We start from the raw sequence: 23,716 nt of genomic DNA, 5'->3' as shown, positions 1-23,716 counted from the left end.
AAGATGAGGAGAACCTGAACAAATCCAAAAGGATTCCAAAACGATTTGCTTGAATAATCATTCAAGAGAGTTTCTTTCCGCAAGCAGGTTATTCCTGTTTGTTTCCAACTAGATGCTATATACTGTAACTAAATATTTCCATACGGGATAAGGGGGAGCTCCGATGCTCACAATCATAAATGCGTTCTTTATCAACCTGTGTATCTTGTTCACGCTCTTCACGATTTCCTTTTTACCGTTTCGAAACCGCCCTCGTCTGACGCCACAGTCTCCTCTCAAAGGAAGGATTTTACTTGGGGTACAGACCGGATTGATTGCCATCCTCCTTTTAGTAAATGCCTTACCGCTCGAGGGGATACTCATCGACTTACGTAATATTCCCGTTTTGCTTGCCGTTCTATTCGGGGGATGGGTGAGTGGTGCTGTCGCAGGTATCATATTATTAATCGGTCGTTCCCTAGTTCTGTTCTTTACAGACGGTACCATGCTCGGTCTCTATCTAGCCATCGCCACAATAGTTACGTTAATTGTCTTAACAGGTCTTTTACGGAAACGCATGGATAATACTCGGCCCACTTTGCTCGTATTCACTACAATCAGTATTGCCATTTTTGGGGCAGCGATTTATACCGCGCTTCCACTAAATTTGTTCTATCCCGTCTTAATCGTCTATACGTTAATGTCTTACGGGGGAGCGTGCGCCGCCTATCGATTACTGCTCGAACTACGCCGTCACTTCGAGAACGTCCAACATCAACAGCAACTGGCGCGGACAGATGCGCTCACCGGGATTGCCAATCGGCGTCTCTTGAACGAAGCCATGGCCAACTTGACGGTCGAGGCAGAAGAATACGCATTGATTTTGGTCGACATCGATCATTTCAAACGGGTGAATGACACATACGGTCACGACGTCGGAGATGATGTTTTGCGCGAGCTCGGCATGCTCCTCGTGAATGAGAGCAATGAGCGCCATTTAGTCGGTCGCTTCGGCGGCGAAGAATTTTTAATCGTCATGCCCCATGCTAATCGAGAAGAAGTATCGCAGCTTGCTGAATCTATTCGAGAAAAGGTTTCAACGTTCCCGTTCGAGACGAGTGCCGGTACGCTCCACATCACTGTTTCGCTTGGAGCTTGCCATTCGAATGATATTGAAATCGACAGTGTGTTAAAACATGCAGATGAAGCGTTATATCACGCAAAAGAGTCCGGTCGGAATCGTTTCATCCTCGCCTCTTAATGTGTCAAACTCCTCACACTTGAGCGCGTTTTCTCGCTTTACTTTCTCGAAATGAATCGTTAAACTAGGCTAGACTTTGATTCAGATCGATACATCATGATTTATTCAGAAAAGGGGAAACATCGTTCATGTCAGTTTTGTTATCTTTATTTGGAATTATGTTTATCGGCTCGTTCGCGATTGATTATAGACGTGGAAAGACACTTCAACAATCGGCAATCGGTGGGATTCGTTCGATTCAGAAAAACATGTGGATTTTCTTCCGGACCTCACTTTCGATGATGATTATCATCGGTCCTCTCTTATTGATTTCAGGTTTCGTATTCTCGGATTTGGTGACCTTTAACACGATCCCAGCATTCATCATCGCCGTTCTCAGTATCGGCTTTGCGGAACGGATTATCGGGATGACCGTGGCACCACTCATCCGCACGTTTTGGCATCAACGCGGTCGTCTTATGCCACTTTATTTAGATGCCGCTCTCTACGTATTCTTACTCTCTATTCTCGTTCTAGAGTTCTTGATGAACATCCCGGGGATTGATCTTCAGTCACCGTTCATTGCGCTATTCTATGCGTTCGCTCTCTTCTTCACGAGATACTTGTTCAGTTTGATTCGATTCACGGTTCAAAAAGGCGTAGCCTCGAATTAATTCATGACCCAATCCATGCGTGTTCGCACGTATGGATTTTTTTATTATTCTTATTGACAATGAGAATCGTTATCAACTATACTCTAGTTGTAGCTTCCCAAAAGCTTGGCGTGCACGTTCCCCAAACATATCACGTCACGTGGATTCCCCTCCACGACACTCTTTTTGAAAGCATTGCGACAACCCCCATTTGTTGCACCCATATTTGCCATAAACAAGACGAGCAGCCCACCGACGGGGCTGCTCGTCTTTTTCATGATGCGAACACTTCTTGTTCGATTTGTTTCAATTCATAGAACATGCCACGTTTCGTCATCAATTCCTCATAAGAACCGACCTCGACGATCCGTCCAGCTTCCATGACGATAATCTGATCAAACGTTTCGAGACCCGTCAAACGGTGACTGACAAGAATGAGTGTGCCCCCTCCGGCTTGCTGTAGCAATTCAGAAAAGACATGGGCCTCTGTTCCTGCATCGAGTGCCGATGTCGGTTCATCAAGCAACCAAAGAAGTCCGTTTTTAAGAAGTGCCCGTGCGATGGCGAGGCGCTGACGTTCTCCACCTGACAAGTTTGCCCCTTTCTCCAGGACCGGTTCGTCTAGCGAGAATGACAAACGGACGCGCTCAAGTGCTACGTTCATCGCTTCATCTGTGAAGTCACCGGCTAACGCCAGGTTTTCCCGTACGGTTCCGTAAAAGAAATGATTGTCTTGCAAGACAACACTTGCATGTTGCCAAATAGATGTTTGTTTGACATCGTTCATATTGTAATCATCCAATCGAATCGTGCCGTCTTCCGTCCGAACGAAAGCCATTACCAGTTGAAGTAACGTCGACTTCCCTGACCCGCTCGGTCCGACGATTACCGTCTTCGAACCGCTCGGTATGTGTAACGTTACCTCATCTATCACATCTCGATACGTGTCTGGATAGCGATAGCGAATATGATCAAATGAAATAGACGGTGCGGCCGTAAACGTCACATCATGACGTTTCGCCTCACGCTCCTCAATCGTTTCACTCGGCTCCGTCACTTCAAACAAACGATCTGCTGCTTGCTTACTGTCTGCAAAGTGACCGGGGAACACGGCCATCGGCGTCGTATTCTCAAACGCTGTGAGCGACATCATGATCAGCATTGCCAAGAACAACCCGTTCAGGTCTCCATTTACCACCTGATACGCACCGATGGCCAAGACGCCCCATGAGACGAGTAAGGAAGCGGCAACGACGAGCGCAGAATTAAAGAATTGATTCGTTGTGTCTTTCCGCTCCGCCTCCATGTAACGTTCACTGTACGAATAGACAGCTTGTTTCGTGCGATCGAGTTGGTGATGAAGTTTTAAATCCCGGTATCCGAACAACATCTCTGTCAATTGAATCGACACATCTCCGCGCAATCCACGAATCGTCTCATCGTGACGGGCGCGGATTCGTGCAAAGCCGAGCGGGATCAAGAACCCCGTGATGAGTACACCAAACAAGATCCATAGACTGACCGCAAACGAGTAAAAGGTAACAAAGAAGATGGTGCTCAAAAAGACGAGTACGAGAATGATTGGCGGATAAAACACGCGAAGAAAGTAGTTTTGAAGACTCTCGACGTCCCCAACGACGCGTGCGAGCAAATCCCCACTCCGATATTTCGCAAAGATGGACGGAACGAGCGGCTCTAACTGACGATAGAACCGGACGCGCAACTCACTCAAAATCGTAAACGTTGCTCGGTGCGATGCGAGACGTTCCCGATAACGGCTTCCTGCCCGGATGACACCGAACAGTTTAATCAAGACGACGGGTACCATCAACGCATACAGGGGCGGGACGAGCCCGGCGCGTGATACGAGATAGCCACTTGCCGCGAAGAGGGCGACCGCCGCAATCCCTGCTGCATATCCAAAGAAGATGGAGAGGAGGATGTCTTTCTTTTCGCGCATCATCCATTTTGTAATCGTCCAAAGCGAGTTCATCGGCTCACCCCTTTCTGAAGTGCAAACAACTCCGCATACTCTGGGACAGCGAGTAACACTTCATGCGTCCCTTCTGCGATTCGCTTCCCATCATCCATGAACCAAATCGTGTCTGCCTCTTTGATTGTATGCAGACGATGCGCAACCGTGATTAACGTTGCACCTTTTGACAGCTCTTCAATCGAGCGTCTGACAATCCGCTCTGTTTTCAAATCGAGACCGGTCGTCGGTTCATCAAACAATAAAATACCAGGTCGCTTAAAGAAAGCACGTGCGAGTGCAAGGCGCTGCCGTTCCCCACCGGATAGTCCAAATCCACCTTCTCCGAGTTCTGTCCAGATCCCGTTCGGCAACTGGTCAATCACCTCGGATAGTCCAGCTGCCTCGGTTGCTTCGAGTAACGCATGTTCGTCAGCCACCTCACCTAAGGCAATGTTTTCGGCGAGTGTCCCGGCGAACAGATACGGATTTTGAGAGATATATGCAATATTTCCATACCAGGTAGATTCGTCATACGTATGCAAAGGTTCACCATCTACGAGAACACGACCTGATTTCACCTGCAAAAGTCCTGAAATCACGTTGAGGACAGTCGTCTTCCCGGAACCGCTCGCACCAACTAACGCGAGGTGGGTGCCCGACGAGATGCGACCACTCAATGGCTGAAGGGAAAAGCGTCCACCAGCGTACTCAAACGATACCTCTTCAAGCTCAAGATCCGGCTTCCGTGAACCAAGCGACTTCGTCCCCCACTGAATGCGATCATCCGGAGCGTCTAATACGTCAAAGATCCGGTCTGCTGCGCCCATACTGCCACGTCCCGTATGAAAGGCGCTGCCCAGGTCTTTGATGGCCAAGTAATACTCTGGCGCCAACACAAGAATCAAGAAGCCAGAGAAGAACGTCAAGTTCTCCCAAACGACCATCTGTAGCGCGACTTCCAGTGCCACGACACCGGTACTGAGCATCGAAATGAATTCCAGCATAAGGCCAGATAAGAATGCCGTCTTTAAGACGACCATCGTCGCATCCCGAAAGTCGAGACTGCTCTTCTCAATCGCTTTCGCTTCCTGTTCGGTCCGGTTGTAGAGTTTAAGTGTCGTCAAACCCTGTAAGACATCCAAAAACTTTCCGGAAAATTGATTCATCTTCTCCATCTGTTCCTCAGATTTTTTCTGTGTCGCAATCCCAATGATAATAAAGAACAAAGGGATAAACGGTGCCGTCACCATCATGATGACACCTGAAATCCAATGTTGGCTGAAGACGACAACCAAAATCAGAAGCGGGATAATCGAGGTTTGAATCACTTGTGGCCAATATTGACTGAAGTAGGCGTCAACCTCGTCAACAGCATCCATGAACACACTGACCTTCTTCCCAGATTGTCCCGTCAAAGAGGACTCGACCGGGCTCGTGGCATAGCGATCTAGCAATTGCAGACGTAACGCCCGTTTCGCTTTTTCCGATAAACTCGCCCCGATTCGCCCGGAGACGTATCCAAAAAGTGCTCGTGCCAATAGGGCGACGACGAGCCAAAGTAACGCCGGAATGACGGCTTCAAATGATTCATCTTTTAAAAAGATTCGGTCGACAATGTCGACGATTAAATACGCTTGCGCCAAAATCGATAGTCCAATCATGACCGCAGACAATACCAGTCCAATGATGTGACCTCGCTCGGCGAACGCAAGGGCTTGCAGTCGTTTCACTGCATTCATCCTTTCTCTATTCACAATCCGATTGCTTTGTGAGATTCATCACTAATTATACAATATGCTACGTCTTGAAGCGAACGCTCCGCTCGTTCCGACATGTAAAAGACGCCCTCTCCCGAGCGGCGTCAATCGAAGTCTTGATCAAAATATTCAGGATGCTCAATCACAAGTTGGTGCGCGTCCATTCGAAGCACGTCTTCTTTGCGAAGCTTCGCTAAAATCGTAGAAACCGTCTCCCGGGAAGTTCCGGATAGACGAGATAGTTCCATCGCCGTGAACGGACAGCGGACACGTACCCCCTGCTCGTCCGGCTCCCCTAAATCTTCAATCAAAAAATGGATGGTATTGAGTACACGTTCTTTCGCGCTCGGGGTAATAATTTCTTGGACACGTCGTTCATGTAAATCTAAAATACGATTCATCTGTCCGATGATATAGAGCAGCATGTTCGACTGTGTGGACACAAACCGCTCGAATCGTTCGGTCGGGATGTAGATGACTTCAATATCCGTCACCGCTTCAGCCGTATGACGGTAGTCTTCCTCCGTGAATAAACCGTTGTACGGGAAGAACTGTTTGGGTTTCACATAGTCCGCATACTGATGCGTCGCATGCTCGTTCATCCGTTCGAGTCTGATGTATCCATTCATTAAGAAATACACGCGCTCTCGCGGGTCTCCTTCCATGAATAGGAGTTGTCCTTTTCGATACGTTCGGCAATAGACGTATGGGACGAGCTGTTCAAGCGCTCGACTCGAACAGTTCGCAAACAGTGTCAACTGCCGTAAATCATCAATCGTCCACTTGTGTCGCATCTGTATTCCCTCATTTCTAGTTAAATCCCCCTACCTTAAGTATAAAATGATTTGAAATGATAACGCTTTCAAAATCCGACAGTTTTCTGACATGACAAAAGGGGGTCTCCCCCCTTATTTTAGTCCAACATCAGTTCTAATAACGCGTCTTGCAAATCTCGATCGAGTTCTAACGCATGGAGGTCAAACAGCCATGCTTCGAGACGTGTCTTCGTTGTCGCCATCTGGTACAACCGATCTTTCAAATCATAGGCGATTTCTGCTCGGTCTAAGAATCGATAGAGACGGTCAAGTCGATGAGCGTTCTGCGTCACATTGGCAGGGAGCGCCACCGTCTGCTCTTGCTTCAATTCACCGATTGGAATGTGTAGCGTCTGCGTCTCAGCGTCGTAGTCTCCTTCCCCGACAACACCTCGGACCAAAATGGTCAATGTCCGCTTCGCTGGAACGAGGGTCAAGTCTCCTGACATCTCGATGAGAAGCGTCCGCGCTTCCCAGTCGAGCGTGAACGTCGTTTCAAGCGAGGCACCCGTCTCATAATCGCGGCTTTCTCCGTCATCTTCATACATCGTGAACGTGTTCGAGGCACCTGGAAAGACGAGTACTTCTAGCTCGCTCGGGTTCCCCGTCTCATTCTCATGCGGTTTATGTGGCATGAGCGGAACGATGGCACCCGCTTTGGCGAAGACTGGTTGTTCATCAAGACCGCGGAATACACGAATCGACTTGTCGCCTTCGTAACGATGTCCTGTGAAGAAATCGAACCATTCTCCTTTTGGTAGCCAGACATTCGTTCCGGCGACGTGGAGCTTCCGGTCCATCGGTGTGATGATTGGGGACACAATGAGTTCACTGCCAAAATAAAATTGATTCGGTACCTGATAAGCCGCTTCGTCATCGGGATGTTCGATATACATCGGTAACACGAGTGGTAGCGCATCGGCATGGTTACGATAATTCATCGTATATAGATAAGGGATGAGTTCGTGACGTAAGCGTAAGAATCGCTTCATCGACTGTTCGGCTTCGATTCCGAAACGCCAAGGCTCTTTCCCGTTAAATGTGCTGAACGTCGAGTGGAGACGCATGATTGGACTGAACACCCCATATGCGACCCAACGCGCAGCGAGTTCATCATCTTTTTCCCCGCGATGATGCCCTCCGATGTCGTGACTCCACCACCCGTAGCCGATGTTTGTCGCTGTCGCTGTAAAATACGGCTGGAAGGCGAGCGATGCCCACGAGATGATTGTATCTCCTGAGAATCCGACCGGGTAACGGTGGCTCCCTGGTCCGGCGTAACGAGAAAAAATGAGCGGGCGTTTGCCGTCACGGGCGATATCAATGGCATGATAATGATTTAGCATCCATAACGGGTCGAGTCCTTCCATCTTCGAGGTCGACCCTTGTTGCCAGTCGATCCACCAAAAATCAACGCCGTCTGCCTCATGTGGATGGTGCATTTGTTCGAAGTACGCTTGAATGAATCGTTTGTCCGAAAAATCGAACGGGATTCGGTCCCCCGATTCCGGATCGACGCCCATAGCCTCGGCCATCGCCACGTACTGATCTTCAAACGCACGGACACCGTCCGCGGGATGCAGGTTCAACGTTACCATCATTCCCTCATCCTTTAACCAGTTGAGGAAACGTTTCGGTTCGGGAAACAAGTTTTTGTTCCACGAATAGCCCGTCCATCCACTCCCGTACTCTTCGGGGATGTCCGTCACGTGCCAGTCCATATCGATGACACTGACCGAGAACGGGACATCTTCTGACTTGAAACGGCGCATTAACGTCTTATACTCTTTTTCGTCGTATCGCCAGTACCGGCTCCACCAGTTCCCGAGCGCTTTACGAGGAAGCATCGGTGTCGGACCCGTCAACGTGTAAAAGTCTCGAAGTGCCTGTTTATAGTCATGGCCATATCCAAAGTAGTAAATGTCATGAATTCCTTTTCGTCTCGGCTCGACGAAGCGATCATCCGTCATCAAAAATGAGGATGAATCATCAATGATCGCATACCCTTGTTTGGAGAGGATCCCTTCTTCTAATTCCGTCGCCCCGTCCACATGGTCGAGCGTCCGCGCCGTCCCTTTCAGTGTCCGCTCCGGACCGTTGAACATGTAGCGGCTATAATACGTACTAAAGTTCCCTTTCACGTCCACATAGAGCGTGTTCGGTGCGAACGGACCTTTCGTATAATACAAATGAACATGTTCTGTGATGATTTGGAGCTCTGTCTCATCTTCAATCACTCGGAATTGTGGAACGTCAAATTCCCGATTCCACGCCACTTGGGTGGCACGGTCTTCAAAAATTCCGTCTTCCGCGTATTCCATCCGAATCAACTGACTCGTCAAAACGGTGAATCGATAACAGCTTCCTTGCACGATTGCCTCTTCCCTTGCTTTTGGTCTCATCCACGACTCATATACATGATTTTCTTCGAATAGGCGCATACACTCGAGCGATTCCGCTCTCCGTCACTTCCTTCCTGAAATTAGCGCAAACGTTTACACTGAATATGATAGCAATCTCATTTTTGGCATACAACATTCCTTCCCCTTGAATCCGGGCAGAAAACAAAAAAAGTCGCAAACGCTTCACGTCTGCGACACATTCTTATTGTTGGAGCGATGGAGCCAGGCGGACACGTGTGCCCGCTTCCCCGTCAATGGCTGCTAAAGCCTGATCGAGCGACGTGATGATGGCGACACGGTTCGTACCGGATTCGGCAAACTGAAGCGCCGCTCTTACTTTCGGCAACATACTACCTGGTGCAAACTGCCCTTCAGCGATATAGGTCTCCATCTGTTCTTTCGACGTTTCTTGAAGTGCCATCTCATCTGGCTGCCCAAAATTGACATACACATGTTCGACAGCCGTCAAAATGAGTAACACATCTGCGTTGACGAGGTCAGCCAGTTTTGCAGCCGCGAAATCTTTATCAATCACTGCCTCGATGCCGACGTATCCATCCGCTGTCTCCATAACCGGAATGCCACCGCCACCGGAAGCGACAACGATGTGCCCAGCTTCAACGAGTGTTCGAATGACGGTGTGTTCGGCGATTTTCATAGGGATCGGACTCGGGACGACACGACGATATCCCCGTCCTGCGTCTTCTTTGAAGACATAACCCGTCGTCCGTTCGAGATGAAGTGCCTCGTCTTCCGTATAAAATGGACCGATTGGCTTAGTCGGATGATGAAACGCACTATCGTTCGGATCGACAATGCTTCGTGTCACGAGCGAGGCCACATGCTGTTCAAGGCCACGTGCACGCAGTGCTTTGGTCAATGCGTTTTCAAACCAGTATCCAATCATCCCTTGCGTCATCGCACCACAGACATCAAGCGGCATCGCTGGTGTGGCTGGACTGTCTGATGCGGCTTGTTGCAACATCAGGTTTCCAACTTGCGGACCGTTACCATGCGTGATGATGACCTCGACTCCTTCAGCGATGAGTGCAGCGAGAGATTCCGCCGTTGCCTCAACTGCCTGTATTTGTGCTTCGGCTGTCGCATCTTTGCCTTGCTGAATCGCATTCCCGCCTAAGGCGATGACCACACGTTTTTTCTCCATATCCATACCCCCGATCAAATGACTGAGATATTACCCGATAGTATGCGTACGACTGCGAAGATGGCCAGTGCGGTCAACACACCGGCGACCATCCATTCCGTTTTAGTGAGTGACTTGATGCCATTTTCACGTTGTGCCTTCATGTAGAGAAGGGTTCCCGGTGCATATAAAAGTGTAGTGAGAAGTAAATAATCGATTCCAGCGGCGTATATGAGCCATAGTCCATAAACGGAAGCGACCAATCCAATCGCTAAATCGCGTGTTTTTCGTTCACCGGAACTGTATCCGATTCCGTTCTTCGCCACTTTCACTTGGTAAAAGGCCGAGAACACGTATGGGATCAAAATCGCACTCGAAGCGAGAGAAAAGGCAAAGTTATATGCGGCATCTGAAATCAAGAATGTGAAGAGGAAGAGCTGAATCAACCCATTCGTTAGCCAAAGGGCATTGACAGGAGCTTGATTTTGATTCTCTTTCGTGAACCATTTCGGGAAGACTCCATCTTTGGCGGCAACGAATGGGATTTCTGCCGCTAACAGCGTCCAACCGAGCCATGCGCCAAGGACAGAGATGACGAGTCCCCCGTTGATGAGCATCGCACCCCACGGACCGACGGCCGACTCGAGCAAATATGCCATCGCTGGTTGCGAGGCGTTCGCTACATTTTCGGGAGTCATGAGACCGAGCGACATGATAGAAATGAGCAAATAAATGACGAGCGTTCCAAGTAGCCCAATAACGGTTGCTTTCCCGACGTCCGAACGTTTCCGAGCACGGCCAGATAGCACGACGGCCCCTTCCACACCGATAAAGACCCAAAGTGTCACGAGCATCGTCGAAACGACTTGGTCACGAACACTTCCCCATGAGAAGCCGCCTTGTCCCCAAAAATCGAAGGTGAAGTTTTCGAGATTAAAGAAGAACAAGGTAATCGTAATGAATGCAAAAATTGGGACGAGCTTGGCAATCGTCGTGACGATGTTGATCATCGATGCCTCATGTACCCCACGTAAGATGAGTGTATGCACGAGCCAAAGCATAATCGATGCGCCAATAATCGACGCGATATTCTGTCCCCCTTCAAAAATCGGGAAGAAATAACCGACCGAACTGAACAGCAGTGTGGCATACGCCACGTTTCCAAGCCAGGCAGACAACCAATATCCCCATGCCGAGTTAAATCCGACGAACGATCCAAAACCTGCCCGTGCATAGCTGTATACGCCACCATCGAGATCTGGACGACGCATCGTCAAATTTTGAAAACTGAGACCGAGCGCGATAATCCCGATTCCCGTGATGACCCAACCAATAAGAATGGCACCCGCATTCGCACCTTGCGCCAAATCGGCAGCCAAGTTAAAGGCGCCACCGCCAATCATCGACCCGACGACAAGTGCCGTCAACGCTCCGAGACCTAACCGCTTATCTTTCTTTTCAGGATGTACTCCAGCCGAACCACCTGAGTCATGCTCCAACTTCGTAGACATTCTACTCATCCCTTTCGCTTATTTTGAAGCAGGAGGGGAAACCCCCTCCTCGTCAACGATCAAGCCATTCGCGTGTCTCCGTGAGCGTCGCTGCCATCACCGCCTTGATGGTATGCATCCGGTTTTCTGCCTCATCAAATACGAACGAATGACGGCTACGGAATACTTCGTCGGTCACTTCCATTTCAGTCAACCCATATTGCTCATGAATCGCCCGCCCGACCTCCGTTTCTAAGTCGTGGAATGCCGGAAGGCAATGTAAGAACATGATGTCCGGATTGCCACTCTTTTGAAGCATGTCCATGTTCACTTGATACGGTCGCAACAGTTCGATTCGTTCTGCGAACGCCGCTTCCTCGCCCATCGATACCCAGACATCGGTGTAAACGACGTCGGCTTGGTCCATCGCTTCCTCAATGCTCTCTGTCAAGGTGATCACAGCCCCTGTTTCAACGGCGACCGACTTCGCATAGTTCACGATCTCGTCAGATGGCCAGAGCGATTTCGGCGCACAGATTCGCATATCCATCCCAACTTTTGCACCACCGATCAACAACGTGTTTCCCATGTTGTTCCGTCCGTCACCTACGTACACAAATTTAATTCCGGCAAGTTCTCCTTTTTGCTCTTTTACCGTCAAAAAGTCGGCCAAGATTTGGGTTGGATGATACAAGTCGGTCAAACCGTTCCACACCGGTACGCCGGCGTCTTTTGCAAGACCTTCGACCGTCTCATGAGCGAAGCCACGGAACTGAATGCCATCAAACATGCGTCCAAGAACGATCGCGGTATCACGTACCGATTCCTTCTTCCCGAATTGAATATCATTCTTGCCTAAATATTCAGGGTGCATCCCTAAATCGATGGCAGCGACAGTGAACGCACAACGCGTCCGTGTCGATGGTTTTTCAAAGAGTAAGGCAATGTTTTTACCTTCACAAATCCGATGTGGAACACCTTGTTTTTTCTGACGTTTGAATGCAGCAGACAAGTCGATCAAGTAGTTGATTTCTTCACCCGAAAACTCGTTTAGCGATAAAAAATGACGACCTTTCAAATCAAAATTGAACGTTGTAGACATACTGCTTCCTCCTTATCACATTTAGATGTCTTGGCGGATAATCGGACAGCTCATGCAACGTGGACCCCCACGGCCGCGCGATAGTTCACTCGACATGATTTCGATTACTTCGACGCCTTCTTTACGAAGTAACTCATTCGAGACATAGTTTCGGTCATACGTGACCACGACACCCGGCGCGATGGCGAGCGTGTTCGATCCATCATTCCACTGTTCGCGGGCTGCCGCAATCGGATCCCCACCGCCACAAGGGATCAACGTCGCCTCTTGTAAGCCGAGGACATCTTTTAACACCTTCAACAAATCCGAGTGCTGAGCAATCTGAAGTTCACCTTCCGTGTTTAGCGTGAGCTCGAAAATGTTCATCTTCCCTTCCGGTCCTTGAATGAACGGATGGATGGTAAATTTATCATGATCGACCATCGTGAAGACGGTATCAAGATGCATGAAGGCGCGTGATTTTGGAATTTCGATGGCGATGACTTTTTTGAAGCTGTCTCCATGCTTGAGTAGGTTGAGGGCGACACGCTCGATGCCTTGCGCGGTCGTTCGTTCCGAGATGCCGATGGCGACGACTTCTTTCGACAAGACGAGTTCGTCTCCCCCTTCCATCGCAAACCGATAATCACGGTCCGACCAGATGGGAACATCATGTTTCGCAAAGCGTGGGTGATAGCGCATAATGTATTGCGTGAAGAGCGATTCACGGCGACGTGCCGGTTCTTTCATGCGGTTGATGGAGAGTCCGTGACCGATTGCAGCGGCCGGGTCTCGTGTAAAGTAGAGGTTTGGCATTGGATCCAAAAAGAAGGGGTACGTATCTTCAATCATTTCATGCAGATGTCGGCGTTTTTCTGGCTTGATTTCCGATTTCCGGATACCGGCCATCACCGTCTCAATCAACATTTCGTTATCAAAATCGAGTAAATACTCTTTTAATGTTTCGTAAGAACCGTTGATATTTGATTTGGACTCCGATAAGATATCCGCGACAAACTTTTCGCGCACACCAGGGAGTGATAACGTTTCGGCCATTAGTTTTTCGAGGTAAAGGACTTCCACACCACGATTTTGAAGCGCACTCGCAAAATAATCGTGCTCTTTTTGAATGACCGGCAAATGGGGAATATCATCGAACAAGAGGCGCTCTAAATATTCTGGAGTAAGGTTCTCTAACTCCCGGCCCGGTCGCTTCAGTAATACCGTTTTTAATTCTCCAATTTCTGAATACACATGAATCGGATGTTTCAGCGTCGTATCTTGTGAAATCGGTTGATTCGTCATTGAGATCATCTCGCTTCCTCCTTGTGATTCGGGTGTGTGACTACCCTTACCTTATCACTTTACCAAATTTGCGAATGTCTAATCCGACAGTTCATCTGTTGTCGATTCCGCATTGATATGAATAAATGTTCACTCATGTGAATGAACAAACAATGCTCTAGAAATCAGGACGATGGCAAAGGGAAATAAGATGTATGGCTGATGTATAGCATCGCCCTAAAAAATGTAGAAAACTTTTTTTATTCACCGTAAATGAAATTGAAAATGTGAGAGATCAGGATGTGAGCATATGAAAATTGAAGAAACGGAATACAACGAACATGAAGCAGCGCTTCGTACATTGATTCAAAAGGGAGACCCGGTCGATTTTCAAGACCTTTTTCTCTCTCTCCACCCGGGTGAACAGGCGGATCATTTTATCGAACTGACTCAACATGAGCGGTCGTTCGTGTATCGAACCATCTCCCCTGAGGTATTCACCGATCTATTTGAAAAACTGACGTTAGAAGAGCAATGTACATTCATCCAAGAAACACCCCAACCGTATGCCGTCCGAATCTTGAATGAAATGTATTCGGACAACGCGGCCGACTTGATGCGGGAACTACCCGATGCGTTCATGGACACGCTATTTGAGCAGATGGATGATATCGAGGAACAAGAAGTCAAAGACTTGATGCAATATCCGGAGGAAACGGCTGGATCGCTCATGACGACCGAGTTCGTCGTCCTTCAAGCTGATAAGACGGTCGGACTGACCCTTGAAGAGTTGCGTGAACTCGGACCAGATGCCGAAACGATTTATTACCTATATGTGGTCGACCAAGCGCACCAACTGGTTGGTGTTGTCTCCTTACGTGATTTGATTGTCGCACCGCTCGAGGCGAAAATTGAAGACATCATGGGGTTCCGCGTCATTTCGGCAAACGTCATGACCGACCAGGAAGACTTGGCCAGGATTGTCCAGAAGTACGATTTGTTGGCCCTTCCCGTTATCGATGATCAGCAAAAGCTACTTGGCATCATCACGGTCGATGATGTATTAGACGTCATCGAGCGCGAAACGACAGAAGACTTTGAAGAACTCTCCGCGACGAAAGGTTCGTCTGATATCAACATGAGTCCGCTTGAAGCAGCGAAAAAACGTGCCCCTTGGATTGTCAGCCTCATGTTTCTCGGCATGATTACAGCTTCGACGATTGGCGGTTTCGAAGACACCCTTGAGACGATTGTGCTACTCGCCGTCTTCATGCCACTTGTCATGGGCTCTGCCGGGAACGCAGCCACGCAATCACTCGTCGTCGCTGTGCGCTCAATTGCACTCGGGACCATCAATCGAAAGAACGTTATGAAGATGATTCGACGCGAACTCGGAACCGGCATCATCTTAGGGATTGCGTGTATGATTGTCATTTTTGGCGTCATCACGCTGCTATACGACAATATGCTGATCGGCTTCATTGTCGGGGTTTCTATCTTCGCCGCACTCAGTGTCGCCACGATGATTGGAACGATTGTCCCGCTTCTCATCAATCGCCTGAAGTTAGACCCCGCTGTTGCCTCTGGACCGTTTATCACGACGCTGATGGACAACCTCGGTCTCATCATCTACTTCACGGTCGCGACGTCCATGCTCCAGTTTTTATGACATTTGAAAAAAATCCGATTATAAAAGCGGTGCTGATGTTGTCAGCGCCGCTTTTACTCGTCATGTTGTTGAGACTCCTCAAACAAACGCACTTCATTTTCATTAAAAGCCCTGATTTCCTCATCCGTCATCACTTCGTTTCTTTCTTCCACATAAGGATTGTCTTTCAATGATGTCTCTAGCTTGCTCAAGTCAGCACTGAGCCCGCTTTCTTGATAAAGGTTAGGTTTTCCTACCGAAGTCAGTGTCCCCGTCCGATTCACTCTGAAATGTCCCAGTTGTAGACCGACAATCCGATATGCATTCTCCATCACGGGTCCTTCATATCTTTGTAAATACAGCAAAACGGTCTCGTCTCGTTTGACGAGCGGGTCTTCTTCCATATCATTTTGTAAAAGGGTGATCGTATCGGCTGACTTCAGTTGACCACTCACGTCTCGATAGACACGCTGCACTTGAATGTGTGATTCAAAGAATGTGACCGATTGATGTGTAAACGGTTTGGGAGCACTGCTCACTTTGCCGACGATGACAATCGGCGAGCTTGTAGCTAAATCGTCTATATGTCGGAAGCTTTCGGTCACAGCCAAATCACTCGTGTTTTCTTCTTTCAGCATTTCGCTAAACATGATATAACCTGCTATCACTACAACAGATAACATTCCAATCATCCACTTCTTCACGAGGTCCCTCCCATCGGTCCATCCATCCTCATCGATTTTCTACTCTCGTACGACAAGTACGCAATCGTCCCCACGTTCATGGTTTCTGTATGATTCGATCAAAACAATAGGACTACCTTCTTATAATTTAGGGTATTTCCTAAAAATACATATAAAACATAAGTAAGGAATGAGGGGATTTCATGACATTTCAACAAGTACTCTACATACTCGTGACCGGCGCCCTGTTCATGGCGCTCGTCGCTTACGTCTCGTATCGCATGACGAGAGGAAAAGTCGAAAGCGCCGACGATTACTTCTTGGCTGGTCGCGGTTTAACGGGTGTCTTCATCGCGGGATCGCTCCTGTTGACCAACTTGTCAGCGGAACAATTGATTGGCTTAAATGGCCAATCGTTCGCCGGGAACATGTCAGCGATGGCATGGGAAGTGACGGCCGGTATCGCTGCCATCATCATGGCGCTCTTTTTGTTGCCACGTTTTCTTGGCATCGGAATTTCGACCATTCCTGAATTTTTAAGTCAACGCTATGACGAGGACGTTCGTAGATTGACTGTCTTGTTATTTCTACTCGGCTATATGTGCGTGACGATTCCATCGATGCTGTACTCGGGTGGATTAGCCGTCCTGCAACTGTTCGATGTGCCGGCCCTTCTCGGCATCAGCTTTGAGCAGTCCCTTTGGCTCGTCGTTTGGTTCATTGGGATTATCGGGGCGATTTATGCCATCTTCGGAGGTCTTCGTGCCGTTGCCGTATCGGACACGTTGAACGGGATCGGACTCATCATCATTGGATTCCTCGTTCCGACACTAGGCTTTCTCGCACTAGGGGACGGGAATTTATTGGACGGGATGAAGACGATTGCGACGACGAATCCCGAAAAGTTGAACGCCATCGGTTCCGCTAACGACTCGGTCCCGTTTCTCTCCATTTTCACCGGAATGATTTTTGCGAACTTGTTCTATTGGGCACTGAATCAATACGTGATTCAACGGGCCCTCGGTGCAAAAAACTTAGCGGAAGGACAAAAAGGCGTTCTCTTTACCGGCTACTTGAAATTACTCGTTCCAATCTTCATGTTGTTACCTGGCGTCATCGCGTTTCACTTGTACGGGTCGAACGTCGAGAAGGCAGACCTCGCTTATCCGAGTTTGATTGCCGAGCTGTTACCGATGTGGCTCATGGGCTTTTTCCTCGCCGTCTTGCTCGGTGCCGTATTCAGCTCGTTCAACTCGCTCTTGAATAGTATCGCGACGCTCTTCGTACTCGACATTTACAAACCGAAGTTTAAACCGGATGCTTCTGACCAAGATTTGATTCGCGTCAGCAAATGGTTCGGGACGTTCGTTGCACTCGTCTCGTTCTTTGTCGCCCCGAATCTTATGTATGCGCCAGATGGCTTGTGGGACTTGATTCGTCGCTTCACCGGTTTCTTCAACATCCCGATTCTCGTCATCGTTTTAATCGGGATGCTTGTTAAACGTGTGCCGCCAATCGCCGCGAAGACCGTCGTCTTTTTCCACGTCATCGCTTACTATTTCCTCGTATGGGGGACGAAACAATGGTTCGGCGTCGAAATCGGCATCAACTTTATCCATATTTACGGAATCCTCTTCGTCATCGAGACGGGGATCATGCTCGTATTTGCGCGTGTGCGACCAATGCTTCAAGCGAATCCGATCCGAATCGAACTAGGGAGAGTCAAACCATGGCGTCATGCCCTTTCGACATCCATTTTGCTCGTCGCTTCGATGATTTTCGTTTACCTTGTCTTCTCGCCAATCGGACTCGCTTATGCGAACGGCATCGTTTCCGGATGGTTTGCTCCACTGACAGTGGGACTTATCGTCATAACGTCCGGGCTCATCTGGGCATCTTACCGCTATGGTATTTCTCGTTATGAACGCTATCTAAACAATTTGGGTGAAGAGCCGTCCGATGTAGAAGAACAAAGCAGCTAAACCAATAGACCTCCTTGAACTTACACGTCAAGGAGGTCTACTTTTTGTTGTCGCTTCCGTTCATACATGGCATCGTCCGCACGTTGCAAAAGCGCCTCAATCGTTTCTGGACAAGATGCCCACGCCAACCCGATGGCGACAGAAATCGATTCTTTTTGACAAGCCGCTTCGATTTGACGAACCATTCGTTCACATGCATCGCGGGGCATCATCTCTAGAAACAAGACGAACTCATCTCCCCCTAAACGATACACGGATGATTCAATTCCCTGAAGAATCTTCCCGACCCGTTTCAACAAATCGTCACCAGCAGAATGCCCTTCCATGTCGTTCACGACTTTCAAATCGTTCACATCCAGCACGATGATTCCGACGTTACACGCATTTTCTGCTTGAGCAATCGTGTCTTCAAACGCCCGACGATTGAAGACACCGGTCAAGCTATCGTGGCGACTTTCATACATGAGACGTTCACGCTCGGTCATGGCTGCTTCGATGTTCCGAATCACACCTTGAACTGCTACGATTTCACCATTCTCATAGATTGGCGTCGTATATTCCTCGAACCATACGTAAGCGCCGTCATTCGTGCGCCATCGTTGAAGAATCGCTTCTTCATAATTGACGCGTCCCGCCACTTTATCGAGTAATAGTCGCCGATCGTCCGGGTGGATTCTCCGAAAACACTCTTGTGCATCTGAATAACTTTGCATCACCGTCCCGTCTCCGAGATATAAATCTAAAGAAGGACTGATGTATCGGAAACGCCACGTCGGTTTCGTTTCAAAAATGTAAATGACATCTTTCGTTTGATTCCCGAAATGCATAAACGAAAGAGACTGTGAATGTGGCTGTGGACGTTTATATAGCCACAAGGCAATTAAAAATCCAACGAGTATCCCCCAGAAGAATAACGTCATTGAATCCACTTCCTCTCTGTTCGCCCATATCGTACCACGTTCGAGGTCAGACACCTGTCTCAATTCCTGTTATTTGGTAAATGTTTTTTTGAAAATTGAGTAAATTTTAGAGAGATTGTGATGGACATGATATAGTCGACTTATTGAATCACTCAATACATGGAGGTTTCTCATGCCACATTTCACACATCCATCGATTGACGAGACATTTTCGGGTGTCTATTTGCTCACCAATCGAAATGGATCAATCCACCAGTCTTACGGCTATGCGAATCGCTCAGAACAGATTCAACATGACGTGATGACACGGTTCGGAATTGCGTCCGGTTGCAAGCTGTTTACAGCAATCGCGATTTGCCAGTTAGTCGAGCAAGGGAAACTATCCTTTTCCACCTCGCTTGACTCATTTCAAACATTTGCCTTAACTCATCTGTCACCAAACGTCACCGTACATCAGTTGTTGACGCACACATCAGGAATCCCTGACTATTTTGATGAATCCGTCTCTGATGACTTTGAAGCGCTATGGCGTGATATCCCGATGTATCGGCTTCAACAGTTACGTGATTTTTTACCGTTGTTTCAACAAAAATCTATGAAAGACGAACCGGGTTCTCGATTCTCCTACAATAATGCAGGATATATTCTGTTAGGGTTGATTGTAGAAGATGTGACCGGGCAATCTTTCACCGACTATGTCGAACAATCGATTTTTCATCCTGCTGGTATGATTGATTCTGGATACTTTTCACTCGATGCCTTGCCTTCTAGAACAGCACTCGGTTATATTGACCACTCGGACGGCACATGGCGTACAAACCAATATGCGATTCCAATCAAAGGAGGAGCAGATGGTGGCGCGTATGTGACCGCTCAAGACATGACTAAATTTTGGAAATCGCTGTTTTCACATCAGCTTCTTGATACCGCTTCTACGTCGCTTCTTTTGACACCACACGTGACGGTTAATGACCGCGGCGGGAGTTATGGATACGGACTTTGGATTCAACATCACGCATCGGGAGATGTCTATAAATATCACGTGATGGGCTATGACCCTGGTGTCAGTTTCCATTCTGGTTACTATCCAGAAATCGATACCATCTCGGTCATTTGTTCAAATCAATCAGATGGGGCGTTCGACGTCATGAAACAGATTGAAATGCAGATTGGAGAACGGATTGAATGAACATTCGTACTTATATGGAATCAGACTTTGACTCGATTCAACAACTTAATCGCGATGAAGGTTGGAGCCAATTGGTAGAACGTGACGCGTTGACCCGTGAGGCATGGCGTCAATCAAACGTCACCTATGTGATGGAGTCTGAAAATGGAAAGATTGTCGCTTATTTGCGCGGATTGACTGATACGACAGTCAGTTTGTATGTTTGTGAACTGTTGGTCGCTTCTACATATCGTAGACGTGGTCTTGGCGAACAGTTACTCCAACACGTCCATACACTTTATCCAGACACACGGCTTGAGATGCTCGCAAGTCAAAATTCCCACACATATTACGAGAAATTACGGTTTCGTCCGTTCTACGGTTTTCGGAAAACGATTCACGAATAGGAGGAATGTATATGAAACTTGCTCTCATCACAGGCGCATCGCGTGGTCTCGGCCGTTCCATCGCTCAGGAACTACAAGCTAGAGATTACGAGGTGGTCGGGCTCTCTCGCTCACAGGCGGAAGACGTTACGTATCAGCAACGATCAGTCGACCTATCAAACGTCTCGGGGATTGATGCAGTCATTCGGGAGATCACACCGTTTCTAGAGCGGGCTGATTCGGTTTTGCTCGTTCAAAATGCAGCATGGATTGAACCGATTCATCGTGTCGGACAATTAGATGGTGAGAAAGTGACCGCTCATGTCCACGCCAACCTGCTTGCGCCGATGCTATTGGCGAATGCGGTCCTCGCTTTCGGTAAGCCGACCGATTTGATTCATGTGACCTCTGGCGCGGCCAAACGTCCGATCTCAGGTTGGAGCGCATATTGTGGCACGAAAGCAGGACTCGATCATTTCACGGAGACGCTTGCACTAGAGCTAGAAGGAACCTCACATCGTGCAGCTCTATTCAATCCAGGTGTGATGGATACGTCGATGCAGGCGGAGATTCGTTCTTCCTCGAAAGAGGCGTTCGCTGACCTTGAACAATTCCGTGCATACGAAACAGAAGGACGACTCCGTTCTCCTGAAACGGTCGCTCGTATATTTGCTGAACAGTTGATTGACCGTCCTCTAGAAAATGGCAAGACCTATTCGATTTACGACTTAATCAAATAATTTACCAGGTCAAAAAAATAAACACCCTTCTCTCGTCAAACCGTCTACACTACATGCATAGATACGTGAAAGGGTGAATTTTATGAAAACCATTGCTGGAGGATTACTGCTATTTGGACTGTTTAGCCTCACAATGTCGTTCACAATGATTGGTGATACCGCTGTCGTCGGGGCGATGGTGAGTGGTGTTTCAATTTTATGTAGTGTCGGATTATTATTTGGGGCGACTGAACTCAGCCGAATCCGTCACGACCTGCTCCACGACAAAAAAACGTCTTTCCCATCTGAATGAGGGAAAGACGTTTTTGATTCAATCTTCTTCGTATTCCTCTAATAAATCATCAACATCATATTCTTCGAAGTCGTCTTCATCGATAAAGATATCGCGATCGTTCACGACGTGAATCGGACCATTGGCCACATCGATTCGAATCGTCCACGCCCAAGGAATGCGTAATCGGTTATAAACACCTGTCCAGAACTCCATTGACTCTTGCTCATACTGTTCAAATTCTGTCAGAAGTTCTTTGAACGACACGCCTGTTAACTGGAAGTTTGAATCTTGGAGCCGTTGGAGCGCATGATGCTTCGCTTCTAATTCGGCCGCTCGAACCATTTCCTCAGCTGTCGCCATCTCCAGGATCGTCCCGTCTGGTGGGAGAATATCGTATACGTTGAACAATTCGCCTTCTTCTACTTCTACATCGTCAAACTCATAGTCATCGTGCCGCATACTACATTCCTCCTTACGCAATTTGAATCCCCTTTATTGTACCACTCTCTACCCGTTTCCCCCTAAAGATTCGTGCATATATTTCATTTTGCCAGGGAAAGACTGTTAGAGTGAGGACATCTATAGGAAAAGAGGTTAAGCAGATGAATGAATCATTCCAAGCACTCGTGCTAGACCAACACGAGGAACGCCTTCATGCCGAAGTAAAAGAAGTGAACGCCGACGTCCTTCCGAAAGAAGAGGATGGAAACGTCTTAGTCGAAGTCCACTATTCCGCATTGAATTATAAAGACGCGCTCGGATTGACGACTTCAGGAAAAATCGTCAATCGCTATCCGTTCATTCCGGGATGCGAATTCGTTGGAACTGTCGTCGAATCAGACCACCTCGACATCAAAGTTGGCGATGAGGTGATTGCCACTGGTTTCGGGATTGGGGAACGGCATTTCGGTGGATTTAGCCAGTATGCGCAAGTACCGGGGAAATGGCTCGTGAAGTTACCTAAAGGAATGAGCATGCGAGATGCAATCGCCATCGGAACACCAGGACTCACCGCCATGCTTTCCATTGATGCACTCGAACACGCTGGTGTGCGTCCAGGCGAAGAAGTGCTCGTCACAGGAGCGACAGGTGGTGTCGGAAGCTTCGCGATTACGTTGCTTCGTCGCCTCGGCTACCATGTCGTCGCCTCTACTGGTAAAACAGATTCACCATACTTACGCTCACTCGGTGTCGAGACGATCATCGATCGAAGCGAATTAGAAGGACCTGCCCGTCCCCTTGCCAAGCAACGCTTCGATGCCGCTATCGATTCGGTCGGTGGAAATACACTCGCCAACATCTTGAGCCAGATACGATATGAAGGTGCTGTCGCCGCATGCGGTCTCGTCGGAGGCGCCGAGTTGCCGACGAGCGTTTATCCGTTTATTTTACGCGGCGTGAAGCTCATCGGCATCGATTCGGTCATGCAACCCATGGTTCGTCGTACGAACGCATGGGAACGCCTCGAAGAACTCATCGATCCGAAAGTTCTCAACGAGATGATCCATGAGATTCCGTTACACGACGTCCCTCGTCACGCCGAGGCGATGATGCGTGGCGAATTGAGCGGTCGTACCGTCGTCCGCCTTCGCTAAGCACATGAAAAGAGGCTGAATCACTCACGATTCAGCCTCTTTCCTCTCTATTCTCCATGGTGTGAAATCAGATGGTGAATCCGGCAGGTGCGTCTTTCACGACAACGAGTACCTTCCCTTGATCTAACTTTTCTTCGAGACGCTCTGATTCTTCTTTTGTGAAGCCGAGCTCCTGAAAATCGGCTCGCAGTTCATCTCCTTTTTTGCGGAACACGTTTTTGGCAGCTGTCCCCAAACCGACGTCACTTGCTGAGACGGTGTTCGCATCGGCATTGTCCGCGACACGCTTACTTCGATCATCGTCATGTGTGATGACGTAGATGTTAGATTCATCAATCCCATTTGTTTTCATCGATTGAACGGCGGTAACGACTTCTTCATCATTTGTAAATTCTTTGTACAAAACTGACATGTCTATTCTCCTCCTTCAATTCTACTACATTATTAGTTATTACCTTCCTTCCTGTTCTTCACACATTAAAAAACGATGACAAACGTCA

At 48.3% G+C, this 23,716-nt stretch carries 21 protein-coding genes; 9 read left to right on the top strand and 12 right to left on the bottom strand.

Annotation, left to right across the window (positions count from 1 at the left end):
- Positions 1 to 163: 163 nt before the first annotated feature.
- Positions 164 to 1,240: a diguanylate cyclase gene (locus tag KOG47_RS00660; RefSeq protein ID WP_159563057.1), complete on the top strand. Its 1,077-nt coding sequence runs from the start codon at positions 164 to 166 to the stop codon at positions 1,238 to 1,240.
- Between the two features lie 128 nt (positions 1,241 to 1,368).
- Positions 1,369 to 1,893 (top strand): hypothetical protein, encoded by a 525-nt coding sequence (locus KOG47_RS00655; RefSeq protein WP_159563058.1) that lies wholly within the window; start codon positions 1,369 to 1,371, stop codon positions 1,891 to 1,893.
- A 253-nt stretch (positions 1,894 to 2,146) separates the two neighbouring features.
- Here KOG47_RS00655 and cydC read toward each other — a convergent pair whose 3' ends face one another.
- From cydC to arcA, 8 genes are all read right to left on the bottom strand, one after another.
- A complete protein-coding gene (cydC, locus tag KOG47_RS00650; protein WP_214690382.1) occupies positions 2,147 to 3,865 on the bottom strand; it encodes a thiol reductant ABC exporter subunit CydC in 1,719 nt (572 codons plus the stop codon).
- Positions 3,862 to 5,586: a thiol reductant ABC exporter subunit CydD gene (gene cydD / locus KOG47_RS00645; RefSeq protein WP_196431354.1), complete on the bottom strand. Its 1,725-nt coding sequence runs from the start codon at positions 5,584 to 5,586 to the stop codon at positions 3,862 to 3,864. The genes cydC and cydD overlap by 4 nt, the downstream gene beginning before the upstream one ends.
- Before the next feature lie 122 nt (positions 5,587 to 5,708).
- Positions 5,709 to 6,398: a Crp/Fnr family transcriptional regulator gene (locus tag KOG47_RS00640; RefSeq protein WP_196431355.1), complete on the bottom strand. Its 690-nt coding sequence runs from the start codon at positions 6,396 to 6,398 to the stop codon at positions 5,709 to 5,711.
- A 119-nt stretch (positions 6,399 to 6,517) separates the two neighbouring features.
- A complete protein-coding gene (locus tag KOG47_RS00635; RefSeq protein ID WP_230872848.1) occupies positions 6,518 to 8,821 on the bottom strand; it encodes a glycoside hydrolase family 31 protein in 2,304 nt (767 codons plus the stop codon).
- 202 nt (positions 8,822 to 9,023) lie between these two features.
- Positions 9,024 to 9,986 (bottom strand): carbamate kinase, encoded by a 963-nt coding sequence (gene arcC / locus KOG47_RS00630; RefSeq protein ID WP_196431357.1) that lies wholly within the window; start codon positions 9,984 to 9,986, stop codon positions 9,024 to 9,026.
- Between the two features lie 14 nt (positions 9,987 to 10,000).
- A complete protein-coding gene (arcD, locus tag KOG47_RS00625) occupies positions 10,001 to 11,476 on the bottom strand; it encodes an arginine-ornithine antiporter (RefSeq protein ID WP_012727520.1) in 1,476 nt (491 codons plus the stop codon).
- 52 nt (positions 11,477 to 11,528) lie between these two features.
- Positions 11,529 to 12,557: an ornithine carbamoyltransferase gene (argF, locus tag KOG47_RS00620; protein ID WP_196431358.1), complete on the bottom strand. Its 1,029-nt coding sequence runs from the start codon at positions 12,555 to 12,557 to the stop codon at positions 11,529 to 11,531.
- Between the two features lie 21 nt (positions 12,558 to 12,578).
- On the bottom strand, positions 12,579 to 13,808 hold the full coding sequence (arcA, locus tag KOG47_RS00615) for an arginine deiminase (RefSeq protein ID WP_196431869.1): 1,230 nt from the start codon (positions 13,806 to 13,808) through the stop codon (positions 12,579 to 12,581).
- Positions 13,809 to 14,130: 322 nt separating this feature from the next.
- Between arcA and mgtE the strand changes: the two genes are divergently transcribed.
- Positions 14,131 to 15,489 (top strand): magnesium transporter, encoded by a 1,359-nt coding sequence (gene mgtE / locus KOG47_RS00610; protein WP_196431359.1) that lies wholly within the window; start codon positions 14,131 to 14,133, stop codon positions 15,487 to 15,489.
- 53 nt (positions 15,490 to 15,542) lie between these two features.
- On the opposite strand, the gene KOG47_RS00605 is transcribed toward mgtE, so the two are convergent.
- Positions 15,543 to 16,172, bottom strand: a complete 630-nt coding sequence (locus KOG47_RS00605; protein WP_215243592.1) for a hypothetical protein — start codon at positions 16,170 to 16,172, stop codon at positions 15,543 to 15,545.
- A gap of 182 nt (positions 16,173 to 16,354) precedes the next feature.
- On the opposite strand from KOG47_RS00605, the gene KOG47_RS00600 reads away from it, so the two are divergent.
- Positions 16,355 to 18,133, top strand: coding sequence for a solute:sodium symporter family transporter (locus KOG47_RS00600; protein WP_215243591.1), 1,779 nt, complete (start codon positions 16,355 to 16,357; stop codon positions 18,131 to 18,133).
- A 20-nt stretch (positions 18,134 to 18,153) separates the two neighbouring features.
- On the opposite strand, the gene KOG47_RS00595 is transcribed toward KOG47_RS00600, so the two are convergent.
- Positions 18,154 to 19,107 (bottom strand): GGDEF domain-containing protein, encoded by a 954-nt coding sequence (locus KOG47_RS00595; protein ID WP_215243590.1) that lies wholly within the window; start codon positions 19,105 to 19,107, stop codon positions 18,154 to 18,156.
- Positions 19,108 to 19,225: 118 nt separating this feature from the next.
- On the opposite strand from KOG47_RS00595, the gene KOG47_RS00590 reads away from it, so the two are divergent.
- From KOG47_RS00590 to KOG47_RS00575, 4 genes are all read left to right on the top strand, one after another.
- A complete protein-coding gene (locus tag KOG47_RS00590) occupies positions 19,226 to 20,242 on the top strand; it encodes a serine hydrolase domain-containing protein (protein WP_196431363.1) in 1,017 nt (338 codons plus the stop codon).
- Positions 20,239 to 20,628, top strand: coding sequence for a GNAT family N-acetyltransferase (locus tag KOG47_RS00585; protein ID WP_074035497.1), 390 nt, complete (start codon positions 20,239 to 20,241; stop codon positions 20,626 to 20,628). Before KOG47_RS00590 ends, KOG47_RS00585 begins: the two co-directional genes overlap by 4 nt.
- A gap of 11 nt (positions 20,629 to 20,639) precedes the next feature.
- The gene (locus tag KOG47_RS00580; protein WP_214690380.1) at positions 20,640 to 21,347 is read left to right on the top strand and encodes an SDR family NAD(P)-dependent oxidoreductase; all 708 of its coding nucleotides are present in this window, start codon (positions 20,640 to 20,642) and stop codon (positions 21,345 to 21,347) included.
- Between the two features lie 82 nt (positions 21,348 to 21,429).
- A complete protein-coding gene (locus KOG47_RS00575; protein WP_012727529.1) occupies positions 21,430 to 21,639 on the top strand; it encodes a hypothetical protein in 210 nt (69 codons plus the stop codon).
- A gap of 18 nt (positions 21,640 to 21,657) precedes the next feature.
- Here the strand turns inward: KOG47_RS00575 and KOG47_RS00570 are convergent, their stop codons facing one another.
- The gene (locus tag KOG47_RS00570; RefSeq protein WP_012727530.1) at positions 21,658 to 22,080 is read right to left on the bottom strand and encodes a hypothetical protein; all 423 of its coding nucleotides are present in this window, start codon (positions 22,078 to 22,080) and stop codon (positions 21,658 to 21,660) included.
- Between the two features lie 143 nt (positions 22,081 to 22,223).
- On the opposite strand from KOG47_RS00570, the gene KOG47_RS00565 reads away from it, so the two are divergent.
- Complete coding sequence (locus KOG47_RS00565) at positions 22,224 to 23,216, top strand: MDR family oxidoreductase (RefSeq protein WP_159563073.1); 993 nt, start codon at positions 22,224 to 22,226, stop codon at positions 23,214 to 23,216.
- 67 nt (positions 23,217 to 23,283) lie between these two features.
- On the opposite strand, the gene KOG47_RS00560 is transcribed toward KOG47_RS00565, so the two are convergent.
- Positions 23,284 to 23,628 carry a YflT domain-containing protein gene (locus tag KOG47_RS00560; protein WP_012727532.1) on the bottom strand — a complete coding sequence of 115 codons (345 nt, stop codon included), beginning with the start codon at positions 23,626 to 23,628 and terminating at the stop codon, positions 23,284 to 23,286.
- Positions 23,629 to 23,716 lie beyond the last annotated feature (88 nt).

The organism is Exiguobacterium sp. s121 (assembly GCF_018617245.1).
GTDB lineage: Bacteria > Bacillota > Bacilli > Exiguobacteriales > Exiguobacteriaceae > Exiguobacterium > Exiguobacterium profundum.
This window is presented reverse-complemented; position numbering and strand designations above follow the sequence as displayed.